Origin of the sequence: Nonomuraea sp. NPDC049646, from assembly GCF_044465525.1 — a bacterium.
GTDB lineage: Bacteria > Actinomycetota > Actinomycetes > Streptosporangiales > Streptosporangiaceae > Nonomuraea.
The window spans coordinates 110,663-135,623 of the sequence record NZ_JBITLU010000016.1 but is presented as its reverse complement, the minus strand read 5'-3'; the positions used below and the strand labels follow the sequence as shown (position 1 = coordinate 135,623).

18 protein-coding genes are annotated in these 24,961 nt (G+C 71.9%); 10 read left to right on the top strand and 8 right to left on the bottom strand.

Annotated elements, in window-relative coordinates; all coding sequences use genetic code 11:
• Window positions 1-993: 993 nt before the first annotated feature.
• Together lexA and ACIBQ8_RS38625 are read left to right on the top strand one after the other, a co-directional pair.
• Window positions 994-1,701 carry a transcriptional repressor LexA gene (gene lexA, locus ACIBQ8_RS38630; protein ID WP_352357808.1) on the top strand — a complete coding sequence of 236 codons (708 nt, stop codon included), beginning with the start codon at window positions 994-996 and terminating at the stop codon, window positions 1,699-1,701.
• 363 nt (window positions 1,702-2,064) lie between these two features.
• Window positions 2,065-3,192, top strand: coding sequence for a MalY/PatB family protein (locus tag ACIBQ8_RS38625; protein WP_397194525.1), 1,128 nt, complete (start codon window positions 2,065-2,067; stop codon window positions 3,190-3,192).
• 114 nt (window positions 3,193-3,306) lie between these two features.
• Here the strand turns inward: ACIBQ8_RS38625 and ACIBQ8_RS38620 are convergent, their stop codons facing one another.
• A complete protein-coding gene (locus ACIBQ8_RS38620; RefSeq protein WP_397194524.1) occupies window positions 3,307-6,453 on the bottom strand; it encodes a PDZ domain-containing protein in 3,147 nt (1,048 codons plus the stop codon).
• A 156-nt stretch (window positions 6,454-6,609) separates the two neighbouring features.
• On the opposite strand from ACIBQ8_RS38620, the gene ACIBQ8_RS38615 reads away from it, so the two are divergent.
• Window positions 6,610-7,032, top strand: coding sequence for a hypothetical protein (locus tag ACIBQ8_RS38615; protein WP_397178079.1), 423 nt, complete (start codon window positions 6,610-6,612; stop codon window positions 7,030-7,032).
• A 49-nt stretch (window positions 7,033-7,081) separates the two neighbouring features.
• The gene (locus ACIBQ8_RS38610) at window positions 7,082-8,050 is read left to right on the top strand and encodes a TIGR03557 family F420-dependent LLM class oxidoreductase (RefSeq protein ID WP_352357816.1); all 969 of its coding nucleotides are present in this window, start codon (window positions 7,082-7,084) and stop codon (window positions 8,048-8,050) included.
• Window positions 8,051-8,054: 4 nt separating this feature from the next.
• Here ACIBQ8_RS38610 and leuS read toward each other — a convergent pair whose 3' ends face one another.
• Window positions 8,055-10,535, bottom strand: coding sequence for a leucine--tRNA ligase (gene leuS / locus ACIBQ8_RS38605; RefSeq protein ID WP_397194523.1), 2,481 nt, complete (start codon window positions 10,533-10,535; stop codon window positions 8,055-8,057).
• 504 nt (window positions 10,536-11,039) lie between these two features.
• Here leuS and ACIBQ8_RS38600 point away from each other — a divergent pair.
• Window positions 11,040-12,707: a hypothetical protein gene (locus tag ACIBQ8_RS38600; protein ID WP_397194522.1), complete on the top strand. Its 1,668-nt coding sequence runs from the start codon at window positions 11,040-11,042 to the stop codon at window positions 12,705-12,707.
• 24 nt (window positions 12,708-12,731) lie between these two features.
• Here ACIBQ8_RS38600 and ACIBQ8_RS38595 read toward each other — a convergent pair whose 3' ends face one another.
• Entirely contained in the window at window positions 12,732-13,973 is a 1,242-nt protein-coding gene (locus ACIBQ8_RS38595) for a cytochrome P450 (protein WP_397178082.1), read from the bottom strand.
• A 229-nt stretch (window positions 13,974-14,202) separates the two neighbouring features.
• Here ACIBQ8_RS38595 and ACIBQ8_RS38590 point away from each other — a divergent pair, with 229 nt between their 5' ends.
• Window positions 14,203-15,321 carry an RNA methyltransferase gene (locus tag ACIBQ8_RS38590; RefSeq protein ID WP_397194521.1) on the top strand — a complete coding sequence of 373 codons (1,119 nt, stop codon included), beginning with the start codon at window positions 14,203-14,205 and terminating at the stop codon, window positions 15,319-15,321.
• A gap of 114 nt (window positions 15,322-15,435) precedes the next feature.
• Here ACIBQ8_RS38590 and ACIBQ8_RS38585 read toward each other — a convergent pair whose 3' ends face one another.
• The gene (locus ACIBQ8_RS38585; protein ID WP_397194520.1) at window positions 15,436-16,293 is read right to left on the bottom strand and encodes an alpha/beta fold hydrolase; all 858 of its coding nucleotides are present in this window, start codon (window positions 16,291-16,293) and stop codon (window positions 15,436-15,438) included.
• 150 nt (window positions 16,294-16,443) lie between these two features.
• Window positions 16,444-16,848, bottom strand: a complete 405-nt coding sequence (locus tag ACIBQ8_RS38580) for an ester cyclase (protein ID WP_397178085.1) — start codon at window positions 16,846-16,848, stop codon at window positions 16,444-16,446.
• Window positions 16,849-16,896: 48 nt separating this feature from the next.
• On the opposite strand from ACIBQ8_RS38580, the gene ACIBQ8_RS38575 reads away from it, so the two are divergent.
• Window positions 16,897-17,538 carry a TetR/AcrR family transcriptional regulator C-terminal domain-containing protein gene (locus ACIBQ8_RS38575; protein WP_397178086.1) on the top strand — a complete coding sequence of 214 codons (642 nt, stop codon included), beginning with the start codon at window positions 16,897-16,899 and terminating at the stop codon, window positions 17,536-17,538.
• Here ACIBQ8_RS38575 and ACIBQ8_RS38570 read toward each other — a convergent pair.
• A complete protein-coding gene (locus ACIBQ8_RS38570; RefSeq protein WP_397178087.1) occupies window positions 17,468-18,154 on the bottom strand; it encodes a TetR/AcrR family transcriptional regulator C-terminal domain-containing protein in 687 nt (228 codons plus the stop codon). The two genes, ACIBQ8_RS38575 and ACIBQ8_RS38570, sit on opposite strands and share 71 nt — an antisense overlap.
• A gap of 50 nt (window positions 18,155-18,204) precedes the next feature.
• Between ACIBQ8_RS38570 and ACIBQ8_RS38565 the strand changes: the two genes are divergently transcribed.
• On the top strand, window positions 18,205-19,686 hold the full coding sequence (locus tag ACIBQ8_RS38565; RefSeq protein ID WP_397194519.1) for an FAD-dependent oxidoreductase: 1,482 nt from the start codon (window positions 18,205-18,207) through the stop codon (window positions 19,684-19,686).
• On the opposite strand, the gene ACIBQ8_RS38560 is transcribed toward ACIBQ8_RS38565, so the two are convergent.
• The gene (locus ACIBQ8_RS38560; protein ID WP_397194518.1) at window positions 19,661-20,914 is read right to left on the bottom strand and encodes a cytochrome P450; all 1,254 of its coding nucleotides are present in this window, start codon (window positions 20,912-20,914) and stop codon (window positions 19,661-19,663) included. The two genes, ACIBQ8_RS38565 and ACIBQ8_RS38560, sit on opposite strands and share 26 nt — an antisense overlap.
• Window positions 20,915-20,975: 61 nt before the next feature.
• On the bottom strand, window positions 20,976-22,520 hold the full coding sequence (locus ACIBQ8_RS38555; RefSeq protein ID WP_397194517.1) for a GMC family oxidoreductase: 1,545 nt from the start codon (window positions 22,518-22,520) through the stop codon (window positions 20,976-20,978).
• Between the two features lie 199 nt (window positions 22,521-22,719).
• On the opposite strand from ACIBQ8_RS38555, the gene ACIBQ8_RS38550 reads away from it, so the two are divergent.
• Together ACIBQ8_RS38550 and ACIBQ8_RS38545 are read left to right on the top strand one after the other, a co-directional pair.
• On the top strand, window positions 22,720-24,255 hold the full coding sequence (locus tag ACIBQ8_RS38550; RefSeq protein WP_397178091.1) for a long-chain fatty acid--CoA ligase: 1,536 nt from the start codon (window positions 22,720-22,722) through the stop codon (window positions 24,253-24,255).
• Window positions 24,256-24,305: 50 nt separating this feature from the next.
• The gene (locus tag ACIBQ8_RS38545; RefSeq protein WP_397194516.1) at window positions 24,306-24,956 is read left to right on the top strand and encodes an HAD family hydrolase; all 651 of its coding nucleotides are present in this window, start codon (window positions 24,306-24,308) and stop codon (window positions 24,954-24,956) included.
• The last annotated feature ends 5 nt before the right edge of the window (window positions 24,957-24,961 follow it).

The following is a 24,961-nucleotide window of genomic DNA, read 5'->3' as shown; positions in this document are numbered from 1 at the left end:
CGAGTCGCCCAAGCGCCGCCTTCGCGTCTCGGGCGAGGCCGTGGGCTCACCGGAGCGCCGCCTGCGAAGCTCAGGCCGGCTCGTGGCCTCCCCTGGACGCCGTCGTTCCCAAGGGCGGTCCGCTCGGGTCTCCGCCCTGCGCTCCCGCTCTCCTTCCGGCGGGATCGCCGAGCTCCGGCCCGCCGGTCGCGCCGCACGGCCTCCCTGACCTCGCCTCCCCGACGCCTCCGCCAAACCTCGGCCTCCTGACGCCTCCTCCTCGCCGCGCATACCCGACCCCTCCGCCGGACGTCGGCTTCCCAGTTCCTCCGGACGTTGTCCGGCCGCTTCGGGTGGCCGGCGGCGCCGGGTGGAGGGCTCGGGTGGGCGGGCGGGAGGCTTGGTCACGTCCGTGCCGGGCATGCCCTGTGTGCCTTCGACCCGGCGGCGAGCGGCGCGGGTGTCGTCGGTGAGAGACTGTCCACCGCGCTCCTGGGACAGCGTCCGTTCAGCCTCCGTGTCCTCGTCCGGACGCGGGGAGGGAACCAGCCACAGCCGGGGGCGGCCCGAGCCATGGGCGGCACCCCCGGGGCCGCCCACGCGGCGTCGCCGGGTGTTCGAATCGGGAGCCGGTCGTCTTCCCTGATTCTCACGGCGGCCGGAGCCGGTTTGGGGGTCGTCTCCACGTCGGCCGCCGCCCCGGGTGGCGTCGGCGATGAGGGTGAGCCGGTTGGCGTCTTCGCTGGTCGGGTCGGTGCTCGGGGTCGTTCGCACGATTGGCCTCCCGCCGTCTGGCCCGAGGAAACGGCCAAAATAAGATCAGCAAATCGAACACGGTGTCGATCGAACTCCCGTACGATGTTGTACACCACGCTGGCGACAATTTCGAGGAAGACTCGAACAATTGTTTGAAGATGATCTTCAACAGCGATACGGTCGCTGTGTGCGACATCAAGACCACGGACCGGGAGGTTCGCCGGTGAGGCGGGCCGCCGCCAGGCGAGGAGGAAGAGCATGAGCGAGCGGGAAGACGCTAACGGGGTCACAGACCTCGCGGTGCGCCGGCGCGACTCCCTGGGCCTGACACCCAGGCAGCGCAAGATCCTCGAAGTGATCCGCGATTCGGTTCAGCAGCGCGGCTACCCGCCCTCGATGCGCGAGATCGGCGAGGCCGTGCAGCTGACGAGCACGTCCAGCGTGTCGCACCAGTTGACCGCCCTGCAGCGCAAGGGATACCTGCGCCGCGACCCGCACCGGCCGCGCGCGCTGGAGGTGCGCCTGCCCGGCGAGCCCGTGCTGTGGGTCGACCCCGACGCCACCGACGACGAGGCCCCGGTGAGCCGGCCGACCGCCGCCTACGTCCCGCTCGTGGGCCGCATCGCCGCCGGTGGCCCGATCCTGGCCGAGGAGAGCGTGGAGGACGTCTTCGCCCTTCCCAAGCAGCTCGTCGGCGAGGGCACGCTCTTCCTGCTCCAGGTGGCCGGTGACTCGATGATCGAGGCCGCCATCGCCGACGGCGACTGGGTGGTCGTCCGCCAGCAGCCGGTCGCCGAGAGCGGTGACATCGTGGCCGCCATGATCGAGGGCGAGGCCACGGTCAAGACTTTCAAGCGCAAGGACGGGCACGTGTGGCTGGTGCCTCACAACTCGAACTACGAGCCCATCCCCGGTGACGAGGCCAGCGTTCTGGGCAAGGTGGTGGCCGTCCTCCGCCGCCTCTAGTCCATCCGCCGGTCGGCCGCCCTTTAAGAGGCCGCGGCCGCCGTTCGACTTCCCGCGATCCGGCCCCCCTCGCACGGGGAGCTGTGATCGCCGGCGCCATGTGGCGATTCCTCGCACGTCGCACGCACCGAACGCCGCCCTCCGACGTCGAGGCCCTTATCGGCCTCGCGTGGGGGGCGGCGTCGGTTCACCCTTCTCCCGGGACGTTCCTTCGGGCCCCGGAACAGAACGCGGCCGGCCCCGCGCACCGCCCCGACCCGGACGTCCCATCCCCGGTTCGACGCCTTCGCAACGCCCACTGTCCGCACGAACCGGCGTAAGGCCCCCTCATACCGCCACACCGCGCACTCCTAAACTGTGCCCGTGACCGACACGAATGCCCCAAAAGAGACCCCCGCCTCCAAAGAGATGAAGGACCTCAAAGAGACGCATGACGGTCTCAAATGGGCAATCACCGCCCCCGGTGTCATCCCCGCCTGGATCGCCGACATGGACCTGTCCACCGCCCCCGAGGTGATCGAGGCCCTGACCCGTCGCGCCGCCGGCGACCTCGGCTACCCGACTTGGCTGGACAAGCCGCAGGCCGGCCCCCTGGCCGAGGCGTTCGCCGAGCGCATGGCCGCCCGCCACGGCTGGACGGCCGACCCCTCGCACGTCCACACGTTCAGCGACATCAACCAGGCCCTCCAGGTGCTGCTGCACCTCTGGACCAAGCCGGGGGACGGCATCGCGCTGCACACCCCGGCCTACCACCCGTTCCTGACGACCCTCGATGTCATGGAACGTCCGCTCGTCCCCATCCAGCTCGAACCGGACGGCGACGCGTGGCGGTTCGAGGTGCCCGACCTGTCCGGCTGCCGGGTGCTCCTGCTGGTCAACCCGCAGAACCCGACGGGCCGCGTGTTCACCCACGCCGAGCTGGAGGCGCTGGCCGAGCAGGCCGAGCGCCACGACCTGCTGGTGCTGGCCGACGAGATCCACGCCGACCTCGCCTACGAGCCCCACCGGCACATCCCCTTCGCGACGATCCTGCCCGAGCGCACGGTCACCCTCACCTCCGCCACGAAGGCGTTCAACCTGGGCGGCATCCGCTGCTCGGTCGCCCACATCGGGCACGCCGGGGTGCGCGCGGCCCTGGCCGCGCAGCCGCCGTTCCTCTTCGGGTCGACGCACCTGTTCGGGGTGGAGGCCACGGTCGCGGCCTGGCGGCACGGCGACGCCTGGCTGGACCGGACGCGGGCGCTGCTCGACCGCAACCGCCGGCTGATCGCCGAGCGGCTGCCGGACCGGTTCGGGTACCGGATGCCCCAGGCCACCTACCTGGCGTGGCTGCACACCGGGCAGCCGGGCATGGCCGAGGTCATCGAGCGGGAGGCCCGGGTGCGGCTCAACGACGGCGCGTCGTTCGGGCCGGGCGGCGCGGACTACGTACGGCTGAACTTCGCGACGACGGAACCTGTGCTCTCGGAGATCCTCACCAGGCTGAGCTGAGAGGGCGGCCGACCCGACGGGCTCCGAGGCCCCGCCGGACGGAACGGCGGCCTGAAGGCCGGGCTGAACGCCGGACCGAAGGGGCGGCCCCGATGGGCCGCCCCTTCAGCGCGATCAGGTCAGCGGCGGCAGTTCCGGCGGGGTGGCGGCCGGACGTTCCTCCAGCGCGGCGAGCGCCAGCTCGACGGCCTTCGCCAGCTGCGGGTCGCGGCCCGCCACCCGGTCCTGCGGCGTGATCACGACCTCGACGTCCGGATCGACGCCGTGGTTCTCCACGCCCCAGCCCGGCCCCTCCAGCCAGAACGCGTACCGCGGCTGGGTCACCACGGTCCCGTCCACCAGGGAGTAGCGCGAGTCGATGCCGATGACGCCGCCCCAGGTCCTGGTGCCGACGAGCGGGCCGAGGGCGCGGTTCTTGATCCCGGCGCTGACGATGTCGCCGTCGGACCCGGCGAACTCGTCGGCGACGGCCACGATGGGCCCGCGGGGCGAGTCCTCGGGGTAGCGCATCGGCTCGTAGCCGCGGGCCCGCGCCCAGCCGGTGACCTTGCGCGACAGCTTCTCCAGCACCAGCTCGGACAGGTGCCCGCCGCCGTTCTCGCGCACGTCCACGACCAGCCCGTCGAAGGCCATCTCGGTACGCAGGTCGCGGTGGAACTGCGCCCACCCCGAGGCCACCATGTCCGGGACGTGCAGGTAACCGAGCCGCCCGCCGGACGACTCGCGGACGAAGGCCCGCCGGCTCTCCACCCAGTCGTGGTAGCGGAGCTGGCTGTCGTCGGCGAGCGGGGTGACGACGACCCGGCGCGTCGAGCCGCCGGCCGCGGGCCGCACGGTCAGCTCCACGGGCCGGTCGGCGGTGCCGGACAGCAGCGCGAGCGGGCCGCGTACCGGATCGACCGGACGCCCGCCCACCGCCACGATCGCGTCGCCGGGACGGATCGCGACGCCGGGCGCGAGCAGCGGCGAGCGGGCCGCGTGGTCGGAGGTCTCGCCCGGCAGGATGCGCTCGACGCGCCAGGTCCCGTCCTCGTCCTTGGCCAGGTCGGCGCCGAGCAGGCCCTGGCGGCGGCGCGGGTCGCTGACGCCGTCGTGGCCCCTGGCGTAGGCGTGCGAGGTGCCCAGCTCGCCCTGCACCTCCCACAGCAGGTCGATCAGCTCGGAGTGGCAGCCGAGGCGGTCGACCAGCGGCTCGTACCGGTCGAGCGTGGCCTGCCAGTCGACGCCGCCCATGTCCTCGCGCCAGAAGTGGTCGCGCATGAGCCGCCCGGCCTCGCGGTAGCCCTGGCGCCATTCGGCGACCGGATCGATCTGGACGGTGATCCGGTCGAGGTCGATCGTGACGACCTCGTCGCCCTCGCCGGCCGCCCGCGTCTGGAGGCCGTTCTTGCCGTTGGTGACGAGCCTGGTGCCGTCGCCGCTGACCTCGAAGGCCCGCACCTCCTTGCCCAGCTCGGCCTTGGCGCGCTTCTTGAGGTCGTAGCGTTCGAGCACGGTCTCGCTCACCGGCTCGGTGCCGTCGCCGAGCTGGCCCGTCAGGGGGTGGCGGAGCCAGAGAAGCGCGTCCTTGGCGGTCCTGAGGTTGCCGTAGCGGCCCGCCGGCACGGGTACGGGCACCACGCGGGAGGCCAGCGCCTCCGGGTCCACCTCGGTACGCGGCGGCGCGTCGTCCTTCTTGTCGTCCTTGCCGGGCTTGTCGTCCTCCCCGTTGAACCCGCGTCCCTGCAACGAGGGGTCGAACGGCGACGGCGTGGCGGCCTGCAGCGGCACGATGTACGGCCGGCAGCCCGCCGGGAACGACAGGTCGAACACGTGCGCGTCGTACACCGGGTCGAACGTGCGCACCGACAGGAAGGCCAGGTGCTTGCCGTCCTTGGTGAACACCGGGTCGTAGTCGGAGAAGCGCAGCGGCGTCACGTCGATCACCGACGTGCCGTCCACGCGGCCCATCTTGATCTGCGACAGCGGCTCGTGGTCGGGGTGCACCCAGGCCAGCCAGCCGGAGTCCGGCGAGAAGGAGACCCCGCTGATGTCGCCCTGGGTGGTGCGGTCGAGCTCCCGCAGGTCGCCCGATTCGAGGTCCACGACCAGCAGCCGCCCGTCGTGCGTGGCCACGGCCGCGTGCTTGCCGTCGGGGGCGGCGGTCAGTTCGAGCACCCTGCCGAGCTGCCCGCCGGCCAGGCTCCTGATCTCGCCGCCGGGGACGCCGATCTCCAGGCCGTCCTCGCCGCCGGAGTCGGAGACCCACACGGCCCGGCCGTCGGCGCCGAGGGCGCGCGGCAGGCGGACCCGCACGCCGGGTTCCACCCGGAGCGCGCCGGCGGGACCGTCGCGGTGGGTCACCCAGTGCGCGGTGCCGCGGATCTCGACCGCGCTGGCCCGCCCGGTCGCGTCCGGGGAGAAGCCGCCGACGCGCGTGGGCGCGGGCCGGCGCGCGCGTCCCGGCCGCGGGCCGCCGAGCTTCACCTCCAGCTTGTACGGCTCGGCGTCCAGGCTCTCCAGCAGCCACAGGTCCCCCGCGTGGCTGTAGATCACCCGCTCGCCGTCGCTCGTGGCGTGACGGGCGTAGAACTCGTCGTGGCTGGTGTGCCGGCGCACGTCGGACCCGTCGGGAAGGGCCGAGTAGAGGTTCCCCACGCCGTCCGCGTCGGACAGGTAGACGATCCGGTCGCCGACCCAGTTCACCGCCCAGTACTGGGCGGGGCTGTCGGCGAACAGCCTGACGAACTCCCCGTCGCCGTCGGCGTCGACCCAGATCTTGGCCGCCGTGCCGCCCCGGTAGCGCTTCCACTGGGACGGCTCGCGCCAGACCGGCGACACCGTGGCCACCTTCGCGCCGCTGACGGCCGCGTCGCTGACCCACCCGTACGGCAGCCGCCCGGCCGGCCCCCCGTCGAGCGGGACGGCGTACGCCCACAGCCGGGTGCGCGACGCCTCCCCGGTGGAGCTGACCGCGAGCACGGCCCCGTCCGCGGTCCAGCCGCGGACGCCGGTCATGGCGTTGCCCCAGTGCGTCAGCCGGGTGCCTTCCGCGCCGTCGAGCTCGGCCGCGAACACCTCGGGGGCGCCTTCCTTGCCGCTGGTCCACGCGATGCGCGAGCCGTCGGGCGAGAACCGCGGGGAGGAGACCGGCACGCGGTCGGCGGTGAAGCGCCAGGCCCGGCCGCCGGCGACGGGGGCGAGCCAGACATCGTCGTCGGCGACGAAGGTGACCAGGTCACCGGACAGATGTGGATATCTCAGGTATGCGCCATATGTCACAGCTAGACACTAATGCGAGACACCAAACCAGCTAAAGATTTTCTCTCACAGCGGGGTCCACCGTCCGCGAACAGCCAAGACCGTCCGATGTCCCGGATGTGCGGAGAGCGGCAGGGAAGGAGCCAAACGCCCACAAATCACACACTGTGAGGAATCATGCGAATTTTCGTCCGGCCGCACCAGCTCCCTGGCCGCCTGGCCGCCGCCGCCATCATCCTCAACTCCGGGATCGGCAAGAGCAAGGCCGACGAGCAGACGGCGGCCGGCCTGCACGGCATGGCCGCGGGCACGTACCCGTTCCTGCGCGGCCAGGACCCGGTGGCCTTCACCCGGTTGCTGTCGAAGGGCGAGCTCGCCCTCGGGGCCGCGCTCGTCCTGCCGTTCGTGCCGTCGCTGCTGGCCGGCGCGGGGCTGACCGCGTTCGCCGCGGGCCTGCTCGGGCTCTATCTCAGGACGCCGGGCATGCGCGAGGAGGGCAGCCTGCGCCCGACCCAGCAGGGCATCGGCCTGTCCAAGGACCTCTGGCTGCTGGCCATCGGCCTGGGGCTGGTGATCGAGGAGCTCCGCAGTGACGATTGATCTCCGGACGCCCGACCCTAATCCGGACAAACCTGGGTAGCCCGACCACATGGTACAAATCGGCTACACCTTGATGTCCGAGCAGACGCCGGCCCGCGAACTGGTGGACTACGCCGCCACCGCCGAGCGCGTCGGCTTCGACTACGCGGTCATCTCCGACCACTACTTCCCGTGGATCGAGGAGATGGGCCACTCGCCGTACTGCTGGTCGGTGCTGGGCGCGGCGGCGCAGGTGACCGAGCGGCTGCCGCTCATGACGTACGTGACCTGCCCCATCATGCGCTACCACCCGGCCGTGGTGGCGCAGAAGGCGGCCACGATGGGGGTGCTGAGCGAGGGCAGGTTCACCCTGGGCCTGGGCGCCGGCGAGAACCTCAACGAGCACGTCGTCGGCGAGGGCTGGCCGCCGGTGGACACCAGGCACCGGATGTTCGCCGAGGCCGTGCAGATCATCAAGGAGCTGTTCAGCGGCGAGTACGTCACCTACCAGGGCGAGTTCTTCGACGTCGACTCCGCCAAGCTCTACGACCTGCCGGACGAGCAGGTGCCGATCGGCATCGCCGCCTCCGGCGGCCGGTCGGCCGAGATCGCCGCGGAGCTGGGCGACGTGCTGGTCATCAACGACCCGATGCCCGAGGTGGTGCAGCAGTTCCACGCCGCGGGCGGGCAGGGCAAGCCGGTCTACGGCCAGCTCCCCATCGCCTACGACACCGACCCCGAGGCCGCCAAGGAGCGGGCCCACCGGCTGTGGCGCTGGTCGGGCGTCGGCGGCTGGAAGGTCATGGCCGAGCTGCCCGGCCCGGTGAACTTCGCCGCCGCGGCCGGCTCGGTACGCCCCGAGGACGTCGCCGAGAGCGTGCCCTGCGGCGACGACCTGGACGCGGTCGTGCAGGGCGTCAAGAAGTTCGCCGACGCCGGGTACACGCACGTGGCGCTCGTGCAGATCGGGCACGACCAGCAGGAGCCGTTCTTCGACTGGGCGGAGAAGGAGCTCCTGCCGGCCCTGCGCCGGATCTAGCCGCCTACGGGACGATGTTGACCAGCTTGGGCGCGCGCACGATCACCTTGCGCGGCGTGCCCTGGAGGTAGGCGGTCACCTTGTCGGAGGCCAGGGCCAGGGCCCGCAGCTCGTCCTCGGAGATGTCGGGGGCGACCTCCAGCCGGTCGCGCACCTTGCCCGCCACCTGCACCACGCACGTGACCGACTCCCGCACCAGCAGCGCGGGGTCGGCGACGGGCCAGCCGGCGAAGGCGACCGGACCGGTGCGGCCCAGGCGCTCCCAGCCCTCCTCGGCGACGTAGGGCGCCACCAGCGACAGCATGACGGCCAGCGACTCGGCGGCCTCGCGCACCGCCGGGTCGGCCGCGCCGGGACCGGAGTCGATGGCCTTGCGGGCGGCCGAGGTCAGCTCCATCATGCGGGCCACCGCGACGTTGAAGCGCTGCGACTCGACCAGCTTGGTGACCTCGTCGATCGTGCGGTGGGTGACCTTGCGCAGCTCGGCGTCGCCGCCCTCGAACGGCACGCCGGGCTCGGCGGTCGCCTCCGACATCACGCGCAGCGCGCGGGCCAGGAACTTCTGCGAGGCGGCCGGCGAGACGTCGGCCCAGTCGATGTCGTCCTCCGGCGGACCGGCGAAGATCATCGTCAGGCGCACGGCGTCGACGCCGTAGGCGTCGATCTGCTGGCCCAGGTCGATGCCGTTGCCCAGGGACTTCGACATCGCCTTGCCGCCGTTGATCACCTGCCCCTGGTTGAGCATGCGCAGGAACGGCTCGGTGAAGCTCACCATGCCCATGTCGTGCAGGACCTTGGTGAAGAAGCGCGAGTACAGCAGGTGGAGCACGGCGTGCTCGATGCCGCCGACGTACTGGTCGATCGGGCCCCACTTGCGCACCTGCTCGGGGTCGAACGGCCCGTCGGTGTAGCCGGGCGAGGTGTACCGCAGGAAGTACCAGGACGAGTCGACGAACGTGTCCATCGTGTCGGTGTCGCGTTTGGCCGGACCGCCGCACTTGGGGCACTCGACGTTGACCCACTCGGTGGCGCTGGCCAGCGGGGAGACGCCCTTGGGCGCCAGCGCCTCGCCGCGCAGGTCGGGCAGCGTGACGGGCAGCTGCTCGTCGGGGACGGGCACCTCGCCGCAGTCGGCGCAGTGGATGATCGGGATCGGCGTGCCCCAGAAGCGCTGACGGGACAGCAGCCAGTCGCGCAGCCGGAAGTTGACCGCGCCGGCGCCCCGGCCCTCGACCTCCAGGATCTCGATGATCTTGGCGATGGCCTCGGTCTTGGTCAGCCCGTCGAGGGGGCCGGAGTTGACCAGCGTGCCCTCGCCGGGCGTGGCCTCGCCGGTCTCGCCGGGGTCGGCCAGACCGGTGTGGACGACGACCCTGACCGGCAGCTCGAACTTCCTGGCGAAGTCGAGGTCGCGCTGGTCGTGGGCGGGCACCGCCATGATCGCGCCGTGGCCGTAGTCGGACAGCACGTAGTCGGCCGCCCAGACCGGGATGCGCTCGCCGCTGACCGGGTTGACCGCGTGGCGGCCCAGGAAGACGCCGGTCTTCTCCTTGTCGGTGGACAGGCGCTCGATGTCGCTCAGCTTGGCGACCTCGGCGCGGTAGGCCTCGAACGCCGGGCGCTGCTCGTCGGTGACGATCTCGTCGGCCAGCGCGGCGTCGACCGCGACCACGAAGAACGTGGCGCCGTACAGGGTGTCGGGGCGCGTGGTGTAGACGTGGACCGGCTCGTCGCGGCCCTCGATCTCGAACAGCACGTCGGCGCCCTCGGAGCGGCCGATCCAGTTGCGCTGCATGGTCAGCAGGCGCTCGGGCCAGCCGTCGAGCTGCTCCATGTCGTCCAGCAGGCGCTGGGCGTAGTCAGTGATCTTGAAGTACCACTGCGTCAGCTCGCGGCGGATGACGTCGGCGCCGCAGCGCTCGCACTTGCCGGCCACGACCTGCTCGTTGGCCAGCACCGTCTGGTCGTTCGGGCACCAGTTGACCAGGCCGCCCTTGCGGTAGGCCAGGCCGCGCTCGAAGAAGCGGTTGAACAGCCACTGGTTCCAGCGGTAGTACTCCGGGTCGCTGGTGTGCAGGCGGCGCGACCAGTCGAAGGAGATGCCGTAGCGCCGGAAGGAGTGGGCCTGCGTCTCGATGTTGGCGTAGGTCCACTCGGCGGGATGGGCGTTGCGCTTGATCGCGGCGTTCTCGGCGGGCAGGCCGAAGGAGTCCCAGCCGATCGGGTGCAGGACGTTGTAGCCCTGCTGCATCCAGTAGCGCGCGACGACGTCGCCGATGGCGAACACCTCGCCGTGGCCCATGTGGAGGTCGCCCGACGGGTAGGGGAACATGTCGAGCATGTAGCGCCGCTCCCGGGAGTCGGTCGCGTCCTCGCCGGCCCGGTAGGGCTCCTGTTCCTCCCATCGCTGCTGCCACTTGGCCTGCAGCGCCTGCGGGTCGTACTCACTCACGGCTACTGTCCTTCTGGCTTGACTCGGACCCATAAGAAAACCCCTCGTGCACAACGAGGGGTAGCCGCGACGGCGAGACCTCTCAGGGCCGTCGCGGCCCGCTAAGAAGCAGGGTCGCGGAACGCATGTGTCAAGCCTAGCGCACGTCTTCGACGGAATGCAGATACTCCGGCGACCGGCGCAGGCACAATAGACCCTTCAGGTCCAGCGAGACCTGATGGTGATGTATCCGTTGTGACCTCATATGTCCCATTAGAATACTGTCGTCGCGTGGTGTACCCAGCTGAGCCAGATCGACCGGAGGGCGACCTGCCACTGCAGGATCCGCCAACCGATCCGCACGGCTTCGCTCGTTTCGCTGCGAAACCAGCCGTATCTCCTGGAAAATCCCATGAGATCATGCCTGGTACGTCAAATCCGGATATAGCGGCACATCCGGACACAACCTCGGGAGGGCCGGCAGCAATGGCAACGGAGAATTCCGCGAGCTCCGGAGCGTCGCACCTGCCACCGTCCTGGCCGGAGGTCCGCAACGACGTGCCTTCCTCCTGGCCGTCCAGCGGGCAGGAGTCCTCCGGCGTGCCGATGTCGTGGCCGGAGGCCGCCCCGGCCCAGCCGTCCTGGCCCGAGGCCCCGCAGGCGCCGTCCTGGCCCGAGCCGCCGCGTCCCGACGCCTCCTGGCCCGACGTCCCGCGCAACGGCTCCGCTCGCGACGGCTCGTCCCGCGGCTCCTCTCACGACGAGCCCCGCGGGCGGCAGCGCGGCGGCGACGCGTCCTGGCCGGAGCCGGCGCGGCCGTCCTGGCCCGACCCGCCCCGGCAGGAGCAGGGCTGGCCCGAGGCGCCCCGGCAGGAGCAGGGCCGGCCCGAGGCCACCCGCCAGGAGGTCCCCGTCTCCTGGCCGGAGCAGCAGCAGCCGGTCCAGCCGCAGGACCCGGTGCCCGCCTGGTCGCAGCCGCCGACGCCGTCCCCCGGCGCGTGGTCCAACCTGTCCACGCCGGCGCCCTGGCCCAACAGCCCTGCCCCGGCCCCCGCCCCGTCGGCGTCCGCCGCCGACCCGCTGGACCGCACGGTCACGCTGGGCCGCGCGTCCGGCCCGCTCGACGCCCCCGTCCAGCCCGCGCCGTCGCCGCTCGACGGGCCCGGCGGGCCCGGCGCCCCGGCCGACGAGCACACCGTCATGTACGGCGGCCGGCAGGCCGACACCATGGTGGGCGACCCCGCGACGCCCCCGGGCCCGCTCGCGGCGGCCCACGTCGGCGCGCCCCCTGCCGGACCGGGCCTGCCCGGCGACGGCCACCCCGACCAGCCGCGCCCCGGCTCGAACCTGAACCGCGACCCCTCCGACCCCGACCGCCGCTTCGTGACGGCCGGCCAGATCAGCGGCTCGCGCACCCCGCCCCCCGACCGTCAGCAGGAGCTCTGGAACAACGTCTTCGGCGACGAGTACCAGGGCGGCGACCACGACTCCCTGGACGACGAGCCGGGCAAGCCCATCTGGATCTACGCGCTCGGCGGCTCGGTCGTGATCGCCTTGATCGCGGCGCTGCTGTGGGCCTTCCTCGCGGGCCCGCTGGCCGGCGAGGACCCCCCTGAGGGCAAGACCGCCGCCTCCCCGGCGGCCTCGGCCGGCCCCACCAAGGCGGGCACGGGCAAGCGCTCCACCACGATCCCCGCCCTGCCCAAGTACCCGGGCAAGGCGTCCCCGGTGACCGGCCGGGTCGAGGACGCGGCGGCCGGGGTCTCGCTGCCCCGCCTGGGCGGCAGCTGGCAGCTCGACCAGCGGGCCACGGTCAAGTCCACGTTCGGCTACGACACCCGCCAGTACACGGAGGTCGCGCCCGACAAGTACGCCCAGGTCATGTCGGGCCCGCTGCCGGCGAACCTGTCCTCCCTCTACCAGGAGGACGACCTGGAGCCGGTCATCCGGCGCATGGTGCTCCAGGCCCGCAAGGACTTCTACCCCGACGGCAACAAGGTCAGGAAGATCGCCCAGCAGCCGATCAAGGTGGGCGCCTCCACCGGCCGGCTCATCGCGTACGCCATGACCGCCGGCACGGAGAAGGCCACGATCGTCACGATGGCGGTCAACACCGGCGGCAGCGTGCCCGCCATCGTGTTCGTGTCGATCCCGGACGAGGGCAAGCAGCTCCTGCCGGACATCCGTACCGTGATGAACCAGCTCAAGCTGACCACGCAGTCCTGAGCCCCGGGCGCCGCCGCGCCCGGCTCAGAACGTGCACTCCATGTGCTTGATCCCGTTGATGAACGAGGAGTGCAGGCGGTCGGGCCTGCCGCCCTCGATGTGCGGCACCCGGCGCAGCAGCTCGCGGAACATCACCGTGATCTCCCGCCGGGCCAGGTGGGCGCCGAGGCAGAAGTGCGGCCCCGGCCCGCCGAAGCCGACGTGCGGGTTGGGGTGGCGGGTGATGTCGAAGCGGTACGGGTCGGCGAACACCCGCTCGTCCCGGTTCGCCGCCCAGTAGAACAGCACCACCTTCTCGCCGGCGCGGTAGAGGTGGCCGTTCATCTCGTGGTCGCGGGTGACCTTGCGGCGCATGAAGTTCACCGGCGAGGCCAGCCGGACGATCTCCTCCACGGCTCCGGGGGCCCGGCCCTCGACGTCCTCCAGCCACAGGGCGCGCTGGTCGGGGTTCTTGGTGAGCAGGCGCAGGCCGTAGGAGATGGCGTTCCTGGTCGTCTCGTTGCCCGCGACCACCAGCAGGATGAAGAACGACCCCAGCTCCTGCATCGTCAGCCGCTCGCCGTCGATGTTGGCGTTGACCAGCGAGGACGTCAGGTCGTTGGTGGGGTTGGCGGTGCGGTGGGCGGCGAGGTCCTGGACGAGCTGCTGCAGCTCCATCCCGGCGGTGAGCAGACGGGTGGCGAGCTGGTCGAGGTCGCCGCCGGTGTACTCGGGGTCGAAGCCGCCGAGGATGATGTTCGAGCGGTCGAAGACGAACCGGTAGTCGCGCTCGGGGATGCCCATCATGTCGCAGATGATCTTGAGCGGAAGGCGCGCGGCCACGTCGGTGACGAAGTCGCCGCCCGGACCGGCGGCCACCAGGTCGTCGACGATGCGCACGGCGGCGGCATCGACGTCCGACTCGAACTGTTTGATCATCTTGGGGGTGAACGCGCGGGAGACGATCCTGCGCAGCCGGGCGTGCCGGGGGTCGTCCATGTTGATCATGGAGCCGAAGTACTCGGTGAACTCGGCGGGCATGTCGGGGATGTTCGTCGCGCCGCCGTCGCCGGAGCAGAAGACCTCGGGGTTGCGGCTCGCCTCCAGGATGTCGGCGTGCCTGGCCAGCGCGTAGTAGCCGGGCCCCTTGGGCGCGACGGCCATCTCCATCTCCTCGAAGAAGGCCGGCGTCTCGCGGGCGCGCAACCGGTCGAACGCCGCCTCGCGCTCGCTCATGGGCCTGGCCCAGAAGTTCCGGTCCGAAAGGTCGAAGTCCAGGACGGTCATAGGGCAATCATTGGGAAAGCGACCACTTACGTCAATGGGTTCGACGTACACCGTACGTGGTTGCCGGGAAAACCGGTGGCCCGTGCGGTCGGGGCTTTTGTAGGGTGCCGCGCATGACGTTCTTCTTCCTGCTCGGCTAGCGATCCGCCGGCGGGCCGTGGGCTGACCCACCGCCGGCGATGCGGGGCGGCCTGCCGCCGTCCCGGGTCGCTACGTGGGAGAAGGACAGTTGCTCACCTTGGCGGTGGCCAGGGCGGTGCGTGGCACCGAACCCCTGGTCGCGGCGGAGATCCGGCGTGCCCGTCTCGGGGCCGTCGTCGGCGTCCGCCATCGGGAGGTGTGGTTCGAGGTCCGGCCCGGCGCCGGGCTCCTGGGATTGCGCACCGCGGACGACGTACTGCTGGCCGCGGCCGTGGTGGACGGGGTCGGCCACGGCCGCTCCGCGCTCGCCCGGCTGGCGCGGGCGGCCCGCGGGCTCGACCTCGGCCCGCCCGGCGGCCCCGACGTCGAGGTCTCGGCCTCGTTCGTGGGACGCCGCAACTACACCAGGCACGAGATCGAGGACGCCGTCGGGACCGAGCTGGCCCGGTCCTGGCGGCTGCGCTACCACTCCCGGCGCGACGGCGGCCGGCCGCCCGCGGGGGCGACGGCGTGGCGGGTGACGATCGAGGGCGACCAGGCGGTCATCGCCCGGCGGGCCGGTGACCGTCCGCTGCACCGCAGGCCGTACAAGACGGCCTCGATCCCGGGCACGCTGCACCCGCCGCTGGCCGCCGCGATGGCCCAGCTCGCCGGGGTGGGCGCGGAGGGCTTCCACGGCGTCGTGCTCGACCCCTGCTGCGGTGCGGGCACCCCCCTCATCGAGGCCCACGCCCTGACACTCCCACCACACCCCGACTCCACCGGCTTCGCCGGATCCGTGGGGCTTTCCGGATTTGTCGGGTTTGTGGGGTTCGATCGGGACCCGGCCGCCGTCGCCGCGGCCGCCGCGAACGCGCGGGCCGCCCTTCCGCCGGGCGCGCCGGGCCCGTTCCGCTGGGGGCTCGCCGACGCCGGACGGCTCCCGGTGGCGGACGGAAGCGTGCGGCGGGTGCTGGTGAACCCGCCCTGGGGACGTCAGGTGCCGCCGCGCGGCCTGCTCGGGCCCGGCCTGGACCCGTTGTGGCGGGAGGTGCGGCGGGTGCTGGAACCCGGCGGCCTGGCCGTCGCACTGCTCCACGACGATCCCGGCGCCGGCGGGACACCGGCGGGCACGCCACGCGGGTTCGCGGTCGAGCAGGCGATCCGGGTGAGCCTGTCCGGCCGCCACCCGCTGATCACCGTGCTCAGCCGGCGGGGCCGGATCTGACGAGGCACCACCCGATGATCCCCGCAATCAGGAGGAAGGACGGCAGCCGGCCGGCTCCCGGTGATCGCCCTGGTCAGGAGGGCCGAGCCGGTCGGCTCACCGTGATCGATGCGGTCAGGTGGCGGGGCCGAGCCAGTCGAGGATGAGGCGGTTGACCTCCGCGGGTCGCTCCAGGTGCAGGAAGTGGCCCGCGTCCGCCACCAGCTCGACCCGCGACCCCGGCGGCAGGCTGCCGGCCGCGTCCTTGGCCATCTCCGCGCCCATGCACCCGTCCCGCTCGCCGTGCAGGTACAGGACCGGGCCCGCGGTGGCGGGGTCGACGTCCGGGTAGCGGCCCGAGGGGGGCGTGGTGCCGAGCGCGGCGCGGTAGTACCCGATGGCCGCCGCCATGTTGGCGGGCTCCCCCAGGCTGCGCCGGACGAACGCCAGGTCCTCGGCCGGGTCGTGGCCGGGCGACCAGTCCCGCCACAGCCGGTCGAGGAAGGCCGGGTCGGCGGCGGCCGGCTCGGCCAGCACGGTCTGGAACAGGAAGATGTAGAACGACCGCTTGAGCTGCTCGTACGCCAGCAGCCCGGGAAGCTGCGCACCCGGCGGCGGCACCGCGAGCGCGACCGCCCGGCGGAAGCGCCCGGCCAGGGCGTAGGCGGGGAAGGCCCCCCAGTCGTGCCCGACGATCACCGCGTTCTCGTCGCCGCCGAGCTCCTCGTGCAGCGCGCGCACGTCGGCGACCAGGGCCGCCTCCTCGTACGCGCCGTCGGCCGGGATCTCGGTGGGCGCGTAGCCGCGGCTGAACGGCGCGACCGCGCGGTAGCCGCGTCCGGCCAGCTCGGGCATCAGGTGCCGCCAGGTGTGCGCGGTGTCGGGGAACCCGTGCAGGCACAACGCCAGCGGCCCCTCCCCCACGGTCAGATACGCGAACTCCACACCGTTGGCGTGGATCGTCCTGATCTCCATGACTGCGAAACCTAGCATTCGCCCCCTTCCGGGAGCACCACTGCGCAAGGGGCCCTTTCATCGTGAGGACCAGGCATGGTCCTCGCTCCCGCCTCACCGACCATCGTGCTCGCGGTGGTGGACCTGACCGCCGTGACGATCGTCCCGCCGTCCTGCCGGGCAGGCGAGTCAGTCGGTCTCCGGCCAGTCCCAGCCCAGCTGGAGGAACAGGCCCAGCCGGTCGCTGACCGCGCGGATCTCGCTGATCCGCCCCTCCCGCAGGGTGACCAGGAAGATCGCCTCGACCTCGAAGCTGCGCCCGGTGGGCGTGGGCATGCGCGGGTGGGTGCCGGAGTGCGTGCCGGTCATGCGGATCCGGGCGACCAGCTTGTCCCCCTCGGCGACGACCTCCTCGACCTCGATGTGGAACGGGTCGAACGCGTCGAGCTGCATCCGGATGCCCTCGAAGGCGGCGCCGGGCTCGTCCGGCTCGCCAAAAATGATCTTGTTGTGGTCGACGACGTCGGGTGCCAGGTAAGCGCCCAGATCGTCGAGGCGGCGTTCGTTGACGGCGGCGAAGAAGTCGGCGATCACGGTCGGACCCTCTCTCTTACGGTGTAAGACGGGAGTATCTTACGGTGTATGAGAGAGCGGATGTCAAGGGAGCGGGTGCTGGAGGCGGCGCTCGAACTCCTCGACCGCGAGGGCGCGGCCGGGCTGTCCATGCGCAAGCTGGGCAAGGAGCTGGGCGTCGAGGCGATGACGCTCTACTACTACGTGCCGAACAAGGACGCGGTCCTCGACGGGCTGGTCGAGCTGGTGCTCTCCCGCGTCACGATCGAGCCCTCCGGCGACTGGCGGGCCTGGATGCGGGCGTTCGCCGAGTCGATCAGGGCCGAGCTGCTACGGCATCCCGCGCTGATGCCGGTGGTCGCGATCCGGCCGGTGGCCACGCCCGGAGCCCTGGGCATGGTCGAAGGCGCCGCCGCCGCGCTGACCCGGGCGGGCTTCACCGCCAAGGAGGCGCTGCACGTCATCAACGCGGTGTCGACGTTCGTGATCGGGCACACCCTGGCCGAGGCGGGGCCGGACAGCCCGCGGCAGCCCGACCTGGACCTGGCGGACTATCCGGTGCTGGCGCGGGCGGTCGCCGACGGCCTCGGCACGCCGCAGGACCACCGGGAGCGCTTCGACCTGGCCGTGGCGGCGCTGCTCAGCGGGTTCGCTCCGCGAGCCCCCGAAGGAGGCACTCCAGCCCGAACTCGAACTGGTCGGCGAAGCTGAGGTCGTCGGCCTCCACCACCCGGCGGTTGAACTCCGGGTAGGCGCCGGTGGCCATCACCTGGCGGATGTAGGGGCCGATCGAGACCCGCCACTCCTGCTCCGACAGCCCGGTACGGCGCAGCGCCTCCTGCTCGGCCAGCTCCTTGGCCACCGCGCCGAGCACGTAGTCGCCGATCACCCCGATCACGGCGGCGGCCCGGGTGATGTCGGAGGTCAGCGGCCGGGCCGCGGACAGCGCGTGCTCCACCCGCCGCAGCGAGTTGGGCCCGAGCACCGGCCTGCTCGTCATCAGCGCGGCCAGCCACGGATGGCGCAGCAGGCCCGCGCGCTGGTCGCGGGCCACCCCGGCGAGATCGGCCCGCCAGTCCCCGGTGAGCGGGCCGGGCTCGCCCTCGCCCCACACCGCGTCGACCATGAGGTCGAGCAGCTCGTCGCGGTTCTCCAGGTAGCGGTAGAGCGAGGTGGTGCCCGACTTGACCTCGTTCGCCACCCGGCGCATGGACACAGCGCCGAGGCCCTCGGCGTCGGCCACCGCGATCGCGGCCCGCACGATCGCCTCGACGCTCAGGGCGTGACGCTTCGGCGCGTACGGCTCGCGACTCCACACCAGTGACATCCGGCTCCCCCCTCTGGCCTTCATCGTACGCCTGTGGTTACAGTGTTCCCATGACGGAAACAGTGTTCCCACAAGGTGCCGACGTCGTGATCGTCGGCGGCGGCAGCGTCGGGCTGAGCGGAGCCGTGTTCCTCGCCCGCCACGGCGTGCCCGCCCTGGTCGTCGAGCGCGAGCCCGGCCCGCGGGCGCACCCCCGCGCCACCGGCATCGGCCCGCGCACGGTCGAGCTGCTCCGCGAGGCCGGTCTTGAACGGGCGGTGGACGAGGTGGCCATCGACATGACGAACGCGACCCTCGGCAAGATCACCGTTGACACGTTGGCCGGCGCCGACCTCGCCGCGATCGCGGCCGGCCTGCCCGCCCGGACGCGGATGTTCGACACGGCGGCCTACAGCCCGGCCCGGCTGCGCGGCATATGTCCGCAGAACCGGCTGGACCGGGTGCTGCTCGACGCCGCCCGCGAGCGCGGCGCGCACGTCGCGTACGACACCGAACTGCTCTCCCTGGAGCAGGACGCCGACGGCGTGACCGCGGTCGTGTCCCGCCCGGACGGGACCCGCACCCTGCGCGCCCGCTACGTGATCGCCGCGGACGGCGTGCGCAGCGGGGTGCGCGCGGCGCTCGGCATCGGCGTGACCGGCCCCGGCACGCTCGGCCCCGAGCTGCACAACGTCATGTTCCACGCCGACCTGAGCCACCTGACCGACGGGTACTGCTTCGCGCTCGCCGAGATCACCACCCCCGACGCCCCCGGCATGCTCATGGCGATCGACGGCGAGAGCGAATGGGTCTTCCACACCGCCCAGGAACCGAGCCCCGACCTGATCAGGACCGCGATCGGCGACCCCGGGCTGAAGGTCGAGATCGTCAGCGTGCTCGGCTGGCGGGCCCGCGGCCAGGTGGCCGACCGGTTCGGCGAGGGGCGCGTCTTCCTGGCCGGCGACGCGGCGCACGCCGTGCCGCCGACCGGCGCGTTCGGGCTGAACACGGGCGTCGCCGACGCCCACAACCTGGCCTGGAAGCTGGCCCGCGTGCTGGCCGGCCGGTCGGCGCCCGCGCTGCTGGACACCTACCACGACGAGCGGCGGCCGGTCGCGCTGCTGGCGCTGGAGCAGTCGCGGCTGCGGATGCGTGACCTGCGGATGCATTTCGACTCCGGCCCCGAGGCCGTCCGGCTCAGGGCGGCGGCGGGCGCGGTGAACGCCCCGATCGTGCACGTCGGCTACCGGTACGGCGGCGCCTCGGCGGTCGACGGCCTGCCCTCCACCGAGGACGTGACGCTCTGCCTCGACGGCTCGCCCGGCTCGCGGCTGCCGCACGTGTGGATCGGCGAGCGGTCCAGCCTCGACCTGGTCGGGCCCGATTTCAGCGTGTTCACCGGCGCGCCGGTGCCCGACCCGGGCGTCCCGGTGCACGTGGTGGACGGCTGGCCGTACGGGACCGTGCTGGTGCGGCCCGACGGGTTCGTGGCCTGGCGCGGCCCGGACGACGGCCTGGCCGAGGCGGTCAGAACGTGTACGGCAGGTGCTTGATGCCGTTGATGAAGTTCGACAGCAGGAAGTCGGGCTCGCCGGTCGTCCTGATGCCGGGCAGGCGGGTGAACAGCTCGCGGAACATCACGCTCATCTCCCGGCGTGCCAGGTGGGCGCCCAGGCAGTAGTGCGGCCCCGGGCCGCCGAAGCCGACGTGCGGGTTGGGGTCGCGGGTGATGTCGAAGACGTCCGGGTCGGTGAAGACGGACTCGTCGCGGTTGGCCGAGTTGTAGAAGAGCAGCACCTTGTCGCCCTTCTTGTACGGCACGCCGTTCATCTCGTGGTCCCGGGTCAGCGTGCGGCGGAACTGGATCACCGGGGTCGCGTAGCGCACGATCTCGTCGCACGCCCGGCCGACGCGCGCGTCGAAGTCGGCCAGCAGCAGTTCCCGCTGGCCGGGATGGTCGGTGAACAGCTTCAGCCCGTAGGCGATGGCGTTGCGGGTGGTCTCGCTGCCGGCCACCACCAGCAGGATGAAGAACGACCCCAGCTCCTGCGGGCTGAGCCGCTCCTCGCCGCCCACGAGCAGGCTGACCAGGTCGCCGGTCGGGCGCTTGCGGCGCTCGTCGCCGAGGCGGGCGGCCATCCGGTTCAGCGAGTAGCCGGCGCGCAGCAGCTTGGCCAGGCCGCGGGCGACGTTGACGCGGCTGAAGCTCGGGTCGATGCCGGTGTACTCGGGGTCGGCGTTGCCGAGGATGACGTTGGTCCGCCGCAACACCAGGTCATGAAATTTCGGTGGAATCCCCATCATGTCGCAGATGACCCGTACCGGGAGCCGGGCGGCGACCTGCGCCACGAAGTCCCCCGGACCCTGCTCGATCGCCTCGTCCACGATCTCGGCGGCGGCCCTGGCCAGGTCCTCCTCCATCTTGGACAGGATGCGCGGGGTGAAGGCCCTGGAGACGATCCGGCGCAGGCGGGCGTGGCGCGGGTCGTCCATGTTGATCATCGAGCCGAAGTAGACGCTGAGCCAGCGCGGCATGTCGGGGATGCTGTTGGAGCACGGCTCGCTGCTGAAGACGGCCGCGTTCCTGCTGGCCTCGGTCACGTCGGCGTGGCGGACGAGGGCGTGGTAGCCGGGGCCGCCGCCGATGAACGGCACCCTCTGCTCCGGCACGAAGAGGGGCCGTTCGAGCCGGCGCAGGCGGCGGAAGGCCTCCATGCGGTCTTCCTGCGGCAGCCCCCAGAACGGTATCTGCGAGATGTCCCGATCCGCGGAGAGCGTCATACCGTACAAGCCTTGGGCAAGTGCTCACTTACGTCAAGGTCCGCCGCGTCGCGGCGCCCGGCTACCGGCTCCCCAGGATCAGCTCTGAGCCCTTCTCGCCGATCATGATCGCCGGGGCGTGCGTGTGGCCGCGGTTGAGCGTCGGCATGACGGACACGTCCACCACCCTGAGCCCGTCGAGGCCGCGCACCCGCAGCGACGGGTCCACGACCGACCCCTCATCGACGCCCATCCGGCAGGTGCCGACCGGGTGATAGAGCGTCTCGCCGCGTTCGCGCACCCACTGGGCCAGCTCCTCGTCGCTCTCCGGCCCCCAGTACGGCGCCATCGGGCCGCCCGCGTACCGCTTCATCGCGCTCGTCGCGAACACCTGCTTGGCCGTCTTCAGCCCGGCGACCAGGCGCTTGACGTCGGCCTCCGCGCTCAGGTAGCCGGGGTCGATCAGCACGTCGCGCCCGCTCAGCCCGACCCGGCCGCGGCTCTCCGGCTGCAGCAGCACGACCCCGACGGTCAGGCCGTGGCCGGTCGGCGGGGTGAGCCCGTGGTCGACGAACGGGCCGGGGGCGAAGACCAGCTCGATGTCGGGGGCGGGCTCCTCGGCCGAGGTCCTGACGAAGGCGACCGCCTCGCCGACGTTCGTGGTCAGCATGCCCGAGCGCAGCACGATGTAGCGCAGCAGGTTCACCAGGGACTCGGCCTTGGTCAGCGTCACCGGCTCCTTGCACTCGACGTACACGCCGGAGGCGAGGTGGTCCTGGAGGTTCTTGCCGACCTCGGGCAGCTCGCGCACGAGCGGCACCCCCGCGTCGCGCAGCTCGTCGGCCGCGCCCACCCCGGAGCGCATCAGCAGGTACGGCGAGCCGATCGTCCCCGCCGACAGGACGACCTCCTTGGCCGCTCTGACCAGGGTGCCGCCGCTGTGCTCGATGCCGACGGCCCGGTTGCCCTCGAACACCACGCGGTCCACGGTCGCGCCGGTGAGCACGGTGAGGTTCGGCCGGGCGGCGGCCGGGCGCAGGTAGGCGTCCGCGGCGCTCCACCTGCGGCCGCGGTTCTGGGTGACGGGGGTGGGGCAGTAGCCCTCGTTGGAGCGGCCGTTCAGCTCCGCCAGCCGGGTCAGGCCCAGCTCCTCGCAGGCCCGCAGGAAGGCCGCCGTGGTGACGTTGGGGCTGCGCAGCTCGGAGACGTAGAGCGGGCCGGAGGTGCCGTAGACGCCGCCGTGGTTGCTGCCGACGCGCTGCTCGGCCCTGGTGAAGTACGGCAGGACCTCCTCGTACGTCCAGCCGGGCACCCCCCACTGGTCGTAGTCCTCCTGGCAGCCGCGCACCCACATCTGCGCGTTGAGCGAGGACGAGCCGCCGATCACCCGGCCGCGCGGCCAGTAGAGCTCGCGGCCGGACATCTCGCCCTGCTTGGCCGTCGTGAAGTTCCAGTCGTAGTCGGTCTTGAACAGCTTGGCGAAGCCCGCGGGCATGCGGATCTCCAGCTTGTCGTCATGCCCGCCCGCCTCGACCAGCGCCACCGACACCGACGGGTCCGCCGACAGCCGGTTGGCCAGCACGCACCCGGCGGACCCCGCTCCGACGATCACGTAGTCGTACTGCATGAGCACTCCAGGGGGCTAAGTAACCTGTCACTTGCTTACTCCAGGTGAGCTGGCGCGTCCATATGCATCTGTAACCTCTGTTACCTACTGCGGCCCGCGTTCAGCGGGCCGCAGCAGGGCCGAATGAAATTCGCCCTACCGGTCGGTATGGGCTGGTGCCAAGATGGCGGGCAAGCGCGTACAGAGGAGGAAGGCGTTCATGCTCAACTTGTCGGTCGTCCTGGAGGACAGCGCCAGAAACAACCCCGACGGCACGGCGATCGTCTTCGGCGACATGCGCCTGCCGTACGGCATGATCGACACTGTCGCCCGCCAGGTGGCGAACCTGCTGGTGTCGCGCGGCATCGGCAAGGGCGACAAGGTGGCGCTGGCCTGTCCCAACCTGCCGTACTTCCCGTTCGTCTACTTCGGCATCCTCAAGGCCGGCGCCACGGTGGTGCCGCTGAACGTGCTGCTGCAGGGCCGCGAGATCGCCTACCACCTCGACGACAGCGATGCCAAGGCGCTGTTCTGCTTCGAGGGCTCGCCGGAGCTGCCGCTGGGCGAGCGCGGCAAGGCCGGCTTCGAGGCCGCGGACGGCTGCGAGCACTTCTTCGTGCTGCCCGCCACCCCGCTGGCCACCGAGTCCCCGTACGGCGAGACGGTGTGGGCGGCGCTCAACGGCGTGCCGGCCGACTTCGAGACGGTGCAGACCGACCCCGAGGACACCGCCGTGATCCTCTACACCTCGGGCACCACCGGCCAGCCCAAGGGCGCCGAGCTCAGCCACCAGAACATGCTGATGAACGCCCTGATCAGCGACCGGATGTTCCCGCGCAGCGAGGGCGGCGACACCTACCTCGCGGTGCTGCCGCTGTTCCACTCCTTCGGCCAGACGACCGTCATGAACACCGCCTTCATGCGCGGCGCGACGGTCGTGCTGATGCCGCGCTTCGAGCCGGGCGAGGCCCTGGAGCTCATGCGCAGGGAGAACGTGACGACCTTCGCCGGCGTCCCGACGATGTACTGGGGCATGCTCACGAAGATCCACGCCGACGGCGTCGAGGTGCCGCGCAGCCTGAAGGTGGCCGTGGCCGGCGGCGCGTCCTCGCCGGTGGAGGTGCTGAAGGACTTCGAGCAGACCTTCGGCATCGGCATCCTGGAGGGGTACGGCCTGTCCGAGACCTCCCCCGTGGCCAGCTTCAACCAGCTCGGACGGCCCACCAAGCCCGGCACGATCGGCACGCCCATCTGGGGCGTGGAGATGAAGCTGATCGAGGGCGACTGGAAGACGGTCGAGGGCGAGGGCCCCGGCGAGATCGCCATCCGCGGCCACAACGTCATGAAGGGCTACTACGGCCGCCCCGAGGCGACCGCCGAGGTGCTCAAGGACGGCTGGTTCCGCACCGGCGACATCGCCACCCGCGACGCCGACGGCTACTACGCCATCATCGACCGGGCCAAGGACATGATCATCCGGGGCGGCTTCAACGTCTACCCGCGCGAGCTGGAGGAGGTGCTCATGACCCACGAGGCGGTGTCGCTGGCGGCGGTCGTGGGCGTCCCGCACGAGTCGCACGGCGAGGAGGTCAAGGCGTACGTCATCCGCACGCCCGGCTCGTCGGTCACCGAGGACGAGCTGATCGCCTGGGCCAAGGAGAACATGGCGGCCTACAAGTACCCGAGGATCGTCGAGTTCCGCGACGCCCTGCCGATGACGGCCACGGGCAAGATCCTCAAGCGCGAGCTTCGCTGACCGGCCGCGGCGCGGGCTCCGGCCCGCGCCTTCCCGACGACCGCCCGCTCGTGCTGTTCGACCTGGACAACACGCTGATCGACCGGCTGGCCGCGTTCCGGCTGTGGGCGGCCGAGTTCGCCGAGGGGCGCGGCCTGGGCCCGGACGCCGCGGACTGGCTGGTACGGCTGGACGCCGACGGCTCCGTGCCGATGGACGCCTTCTTCGCCCGCGTACGTGAGCGCTTCGCGCTGACCGAGCCCGTCGAGGAGCTGTGGCGGGCCTACCGGGCCAGGCTGCCGTGGCTGGTGGAGTGCCGTGCCGAGGTGCTGGCGGGGCTCGACCGGCTGCGGGCGGCGGGCTGGGCGGTCGGGATCGTGACGAACGGGATGGCCGACAACCAGACGGGCAAGATCCGGCGTACCGGGCTGGCCGAGCGGGTGGACGGGTGGGCGATCTCCGGCGCGGAGGGCGTGTGCAAACCCGGCGAGCGGCTGTTCCGGATCGCCGCCGACCGGTGCGGAGCCGTCCCGGCGGGCGGATGGATGGTGGGCGACGATCCCGACAAGGACATCGCGGGCGGACGCGCGGCCGGTCTGCGAACGATCTGGATCGACCGCGGGACCGGCGCGGCGGCTCCCCCGGCGGACCTCACGGTGAACGACGTGCTCGCGGCCGTGGAGCTGTTAATCCGGATGCCCGGCGGCGGCAGCGGCCGCTAATGTGA

Coding starts and splice junctions, on each gene's coding strand:
- lexA (WP_352357808.1), top strand. CDS start 994: ATGAGCGAGCGGGAAGACGCTAACGGGGTCACAGACCTCGCGGTGCGC.
- ACIBQ8_RS38615 (WP_397178079.1), top strand. CDS start 6,610: ATGCGAATTTTCGTCCGGCCGCACCAGCTCCCTGGCCGCCTGGCCGCC.
- ACIBQ8_RS38610 (WP_352357816.1), top strand. CDS start 7,082: ATGGTACAAATCGGCTACACCTTGATGTCCGAGCAGACGCCGGCCCGC.
- leuS (WP_397194523.1), bottom strand. CDS start 10,535: ATGGGTCCGAGTCAAGCCAGAAGGACAGTAGCCGTGAGTGAGTACGAC.
- ACIBQ8_RS38595 (WP_397178082.1), bottom strand. CDS start 13,973: ATGACCGTCCTGGACTTCGACCTTTCGGACCGGAACTTCTGGGCCAGG.
- ACIBQ8_RS38585 (WP_397194520.1), bottom strand. CDS start 16,293: ATGCTAGGTTTCGCAGTCATGGAGATCAGGACGATCCACGCCAACGGT.
- ACIBQ8_RS38575 (WP_397178086.1), top strand. CDS start 16,897: ATGAGAGAGCGGATGTCAAGGGAGCGGGTGCTGGAGGCGGCGCTCGAA.
- ACIBQ8_RS38570 (WP_397178087.1), bottom strand. CDS start 18,154: ATGTCACTGGTGTGGAGTCGCGAGCCGTACGCGCCGAAGCGTCACGCC.
- ACIBQ8_RS38565 (WP_397194519.1), top strand. CDS start 18,205: ATGACGGAAACAGTGTTCCCACAAGGTGCCGACGTCGTGATCGTCGGC.
- ACIBQ8_RS38560 (WP_397194518.1), bottom strand. CDS start 20,914: ATGACGCTCTCCGCGGATCGGGACATCTCGCAGATACCGTTCTGGGGG.
- ACIBQ8_RS38555 (WP_397194517.1), bottom strand. CDS start 22,520: ATGCAGTACGACTACGTGATCGTCGGAGCGGGGTCCGCCGGGTGCGTG.
- ACIBQ8_RS38550 (WP_397178091.1), top strand. CDS start 22,720: ATGCTCAACTTGTCGGTCGTCCTGGAGGACAGCGCCAGAAACAACCCC.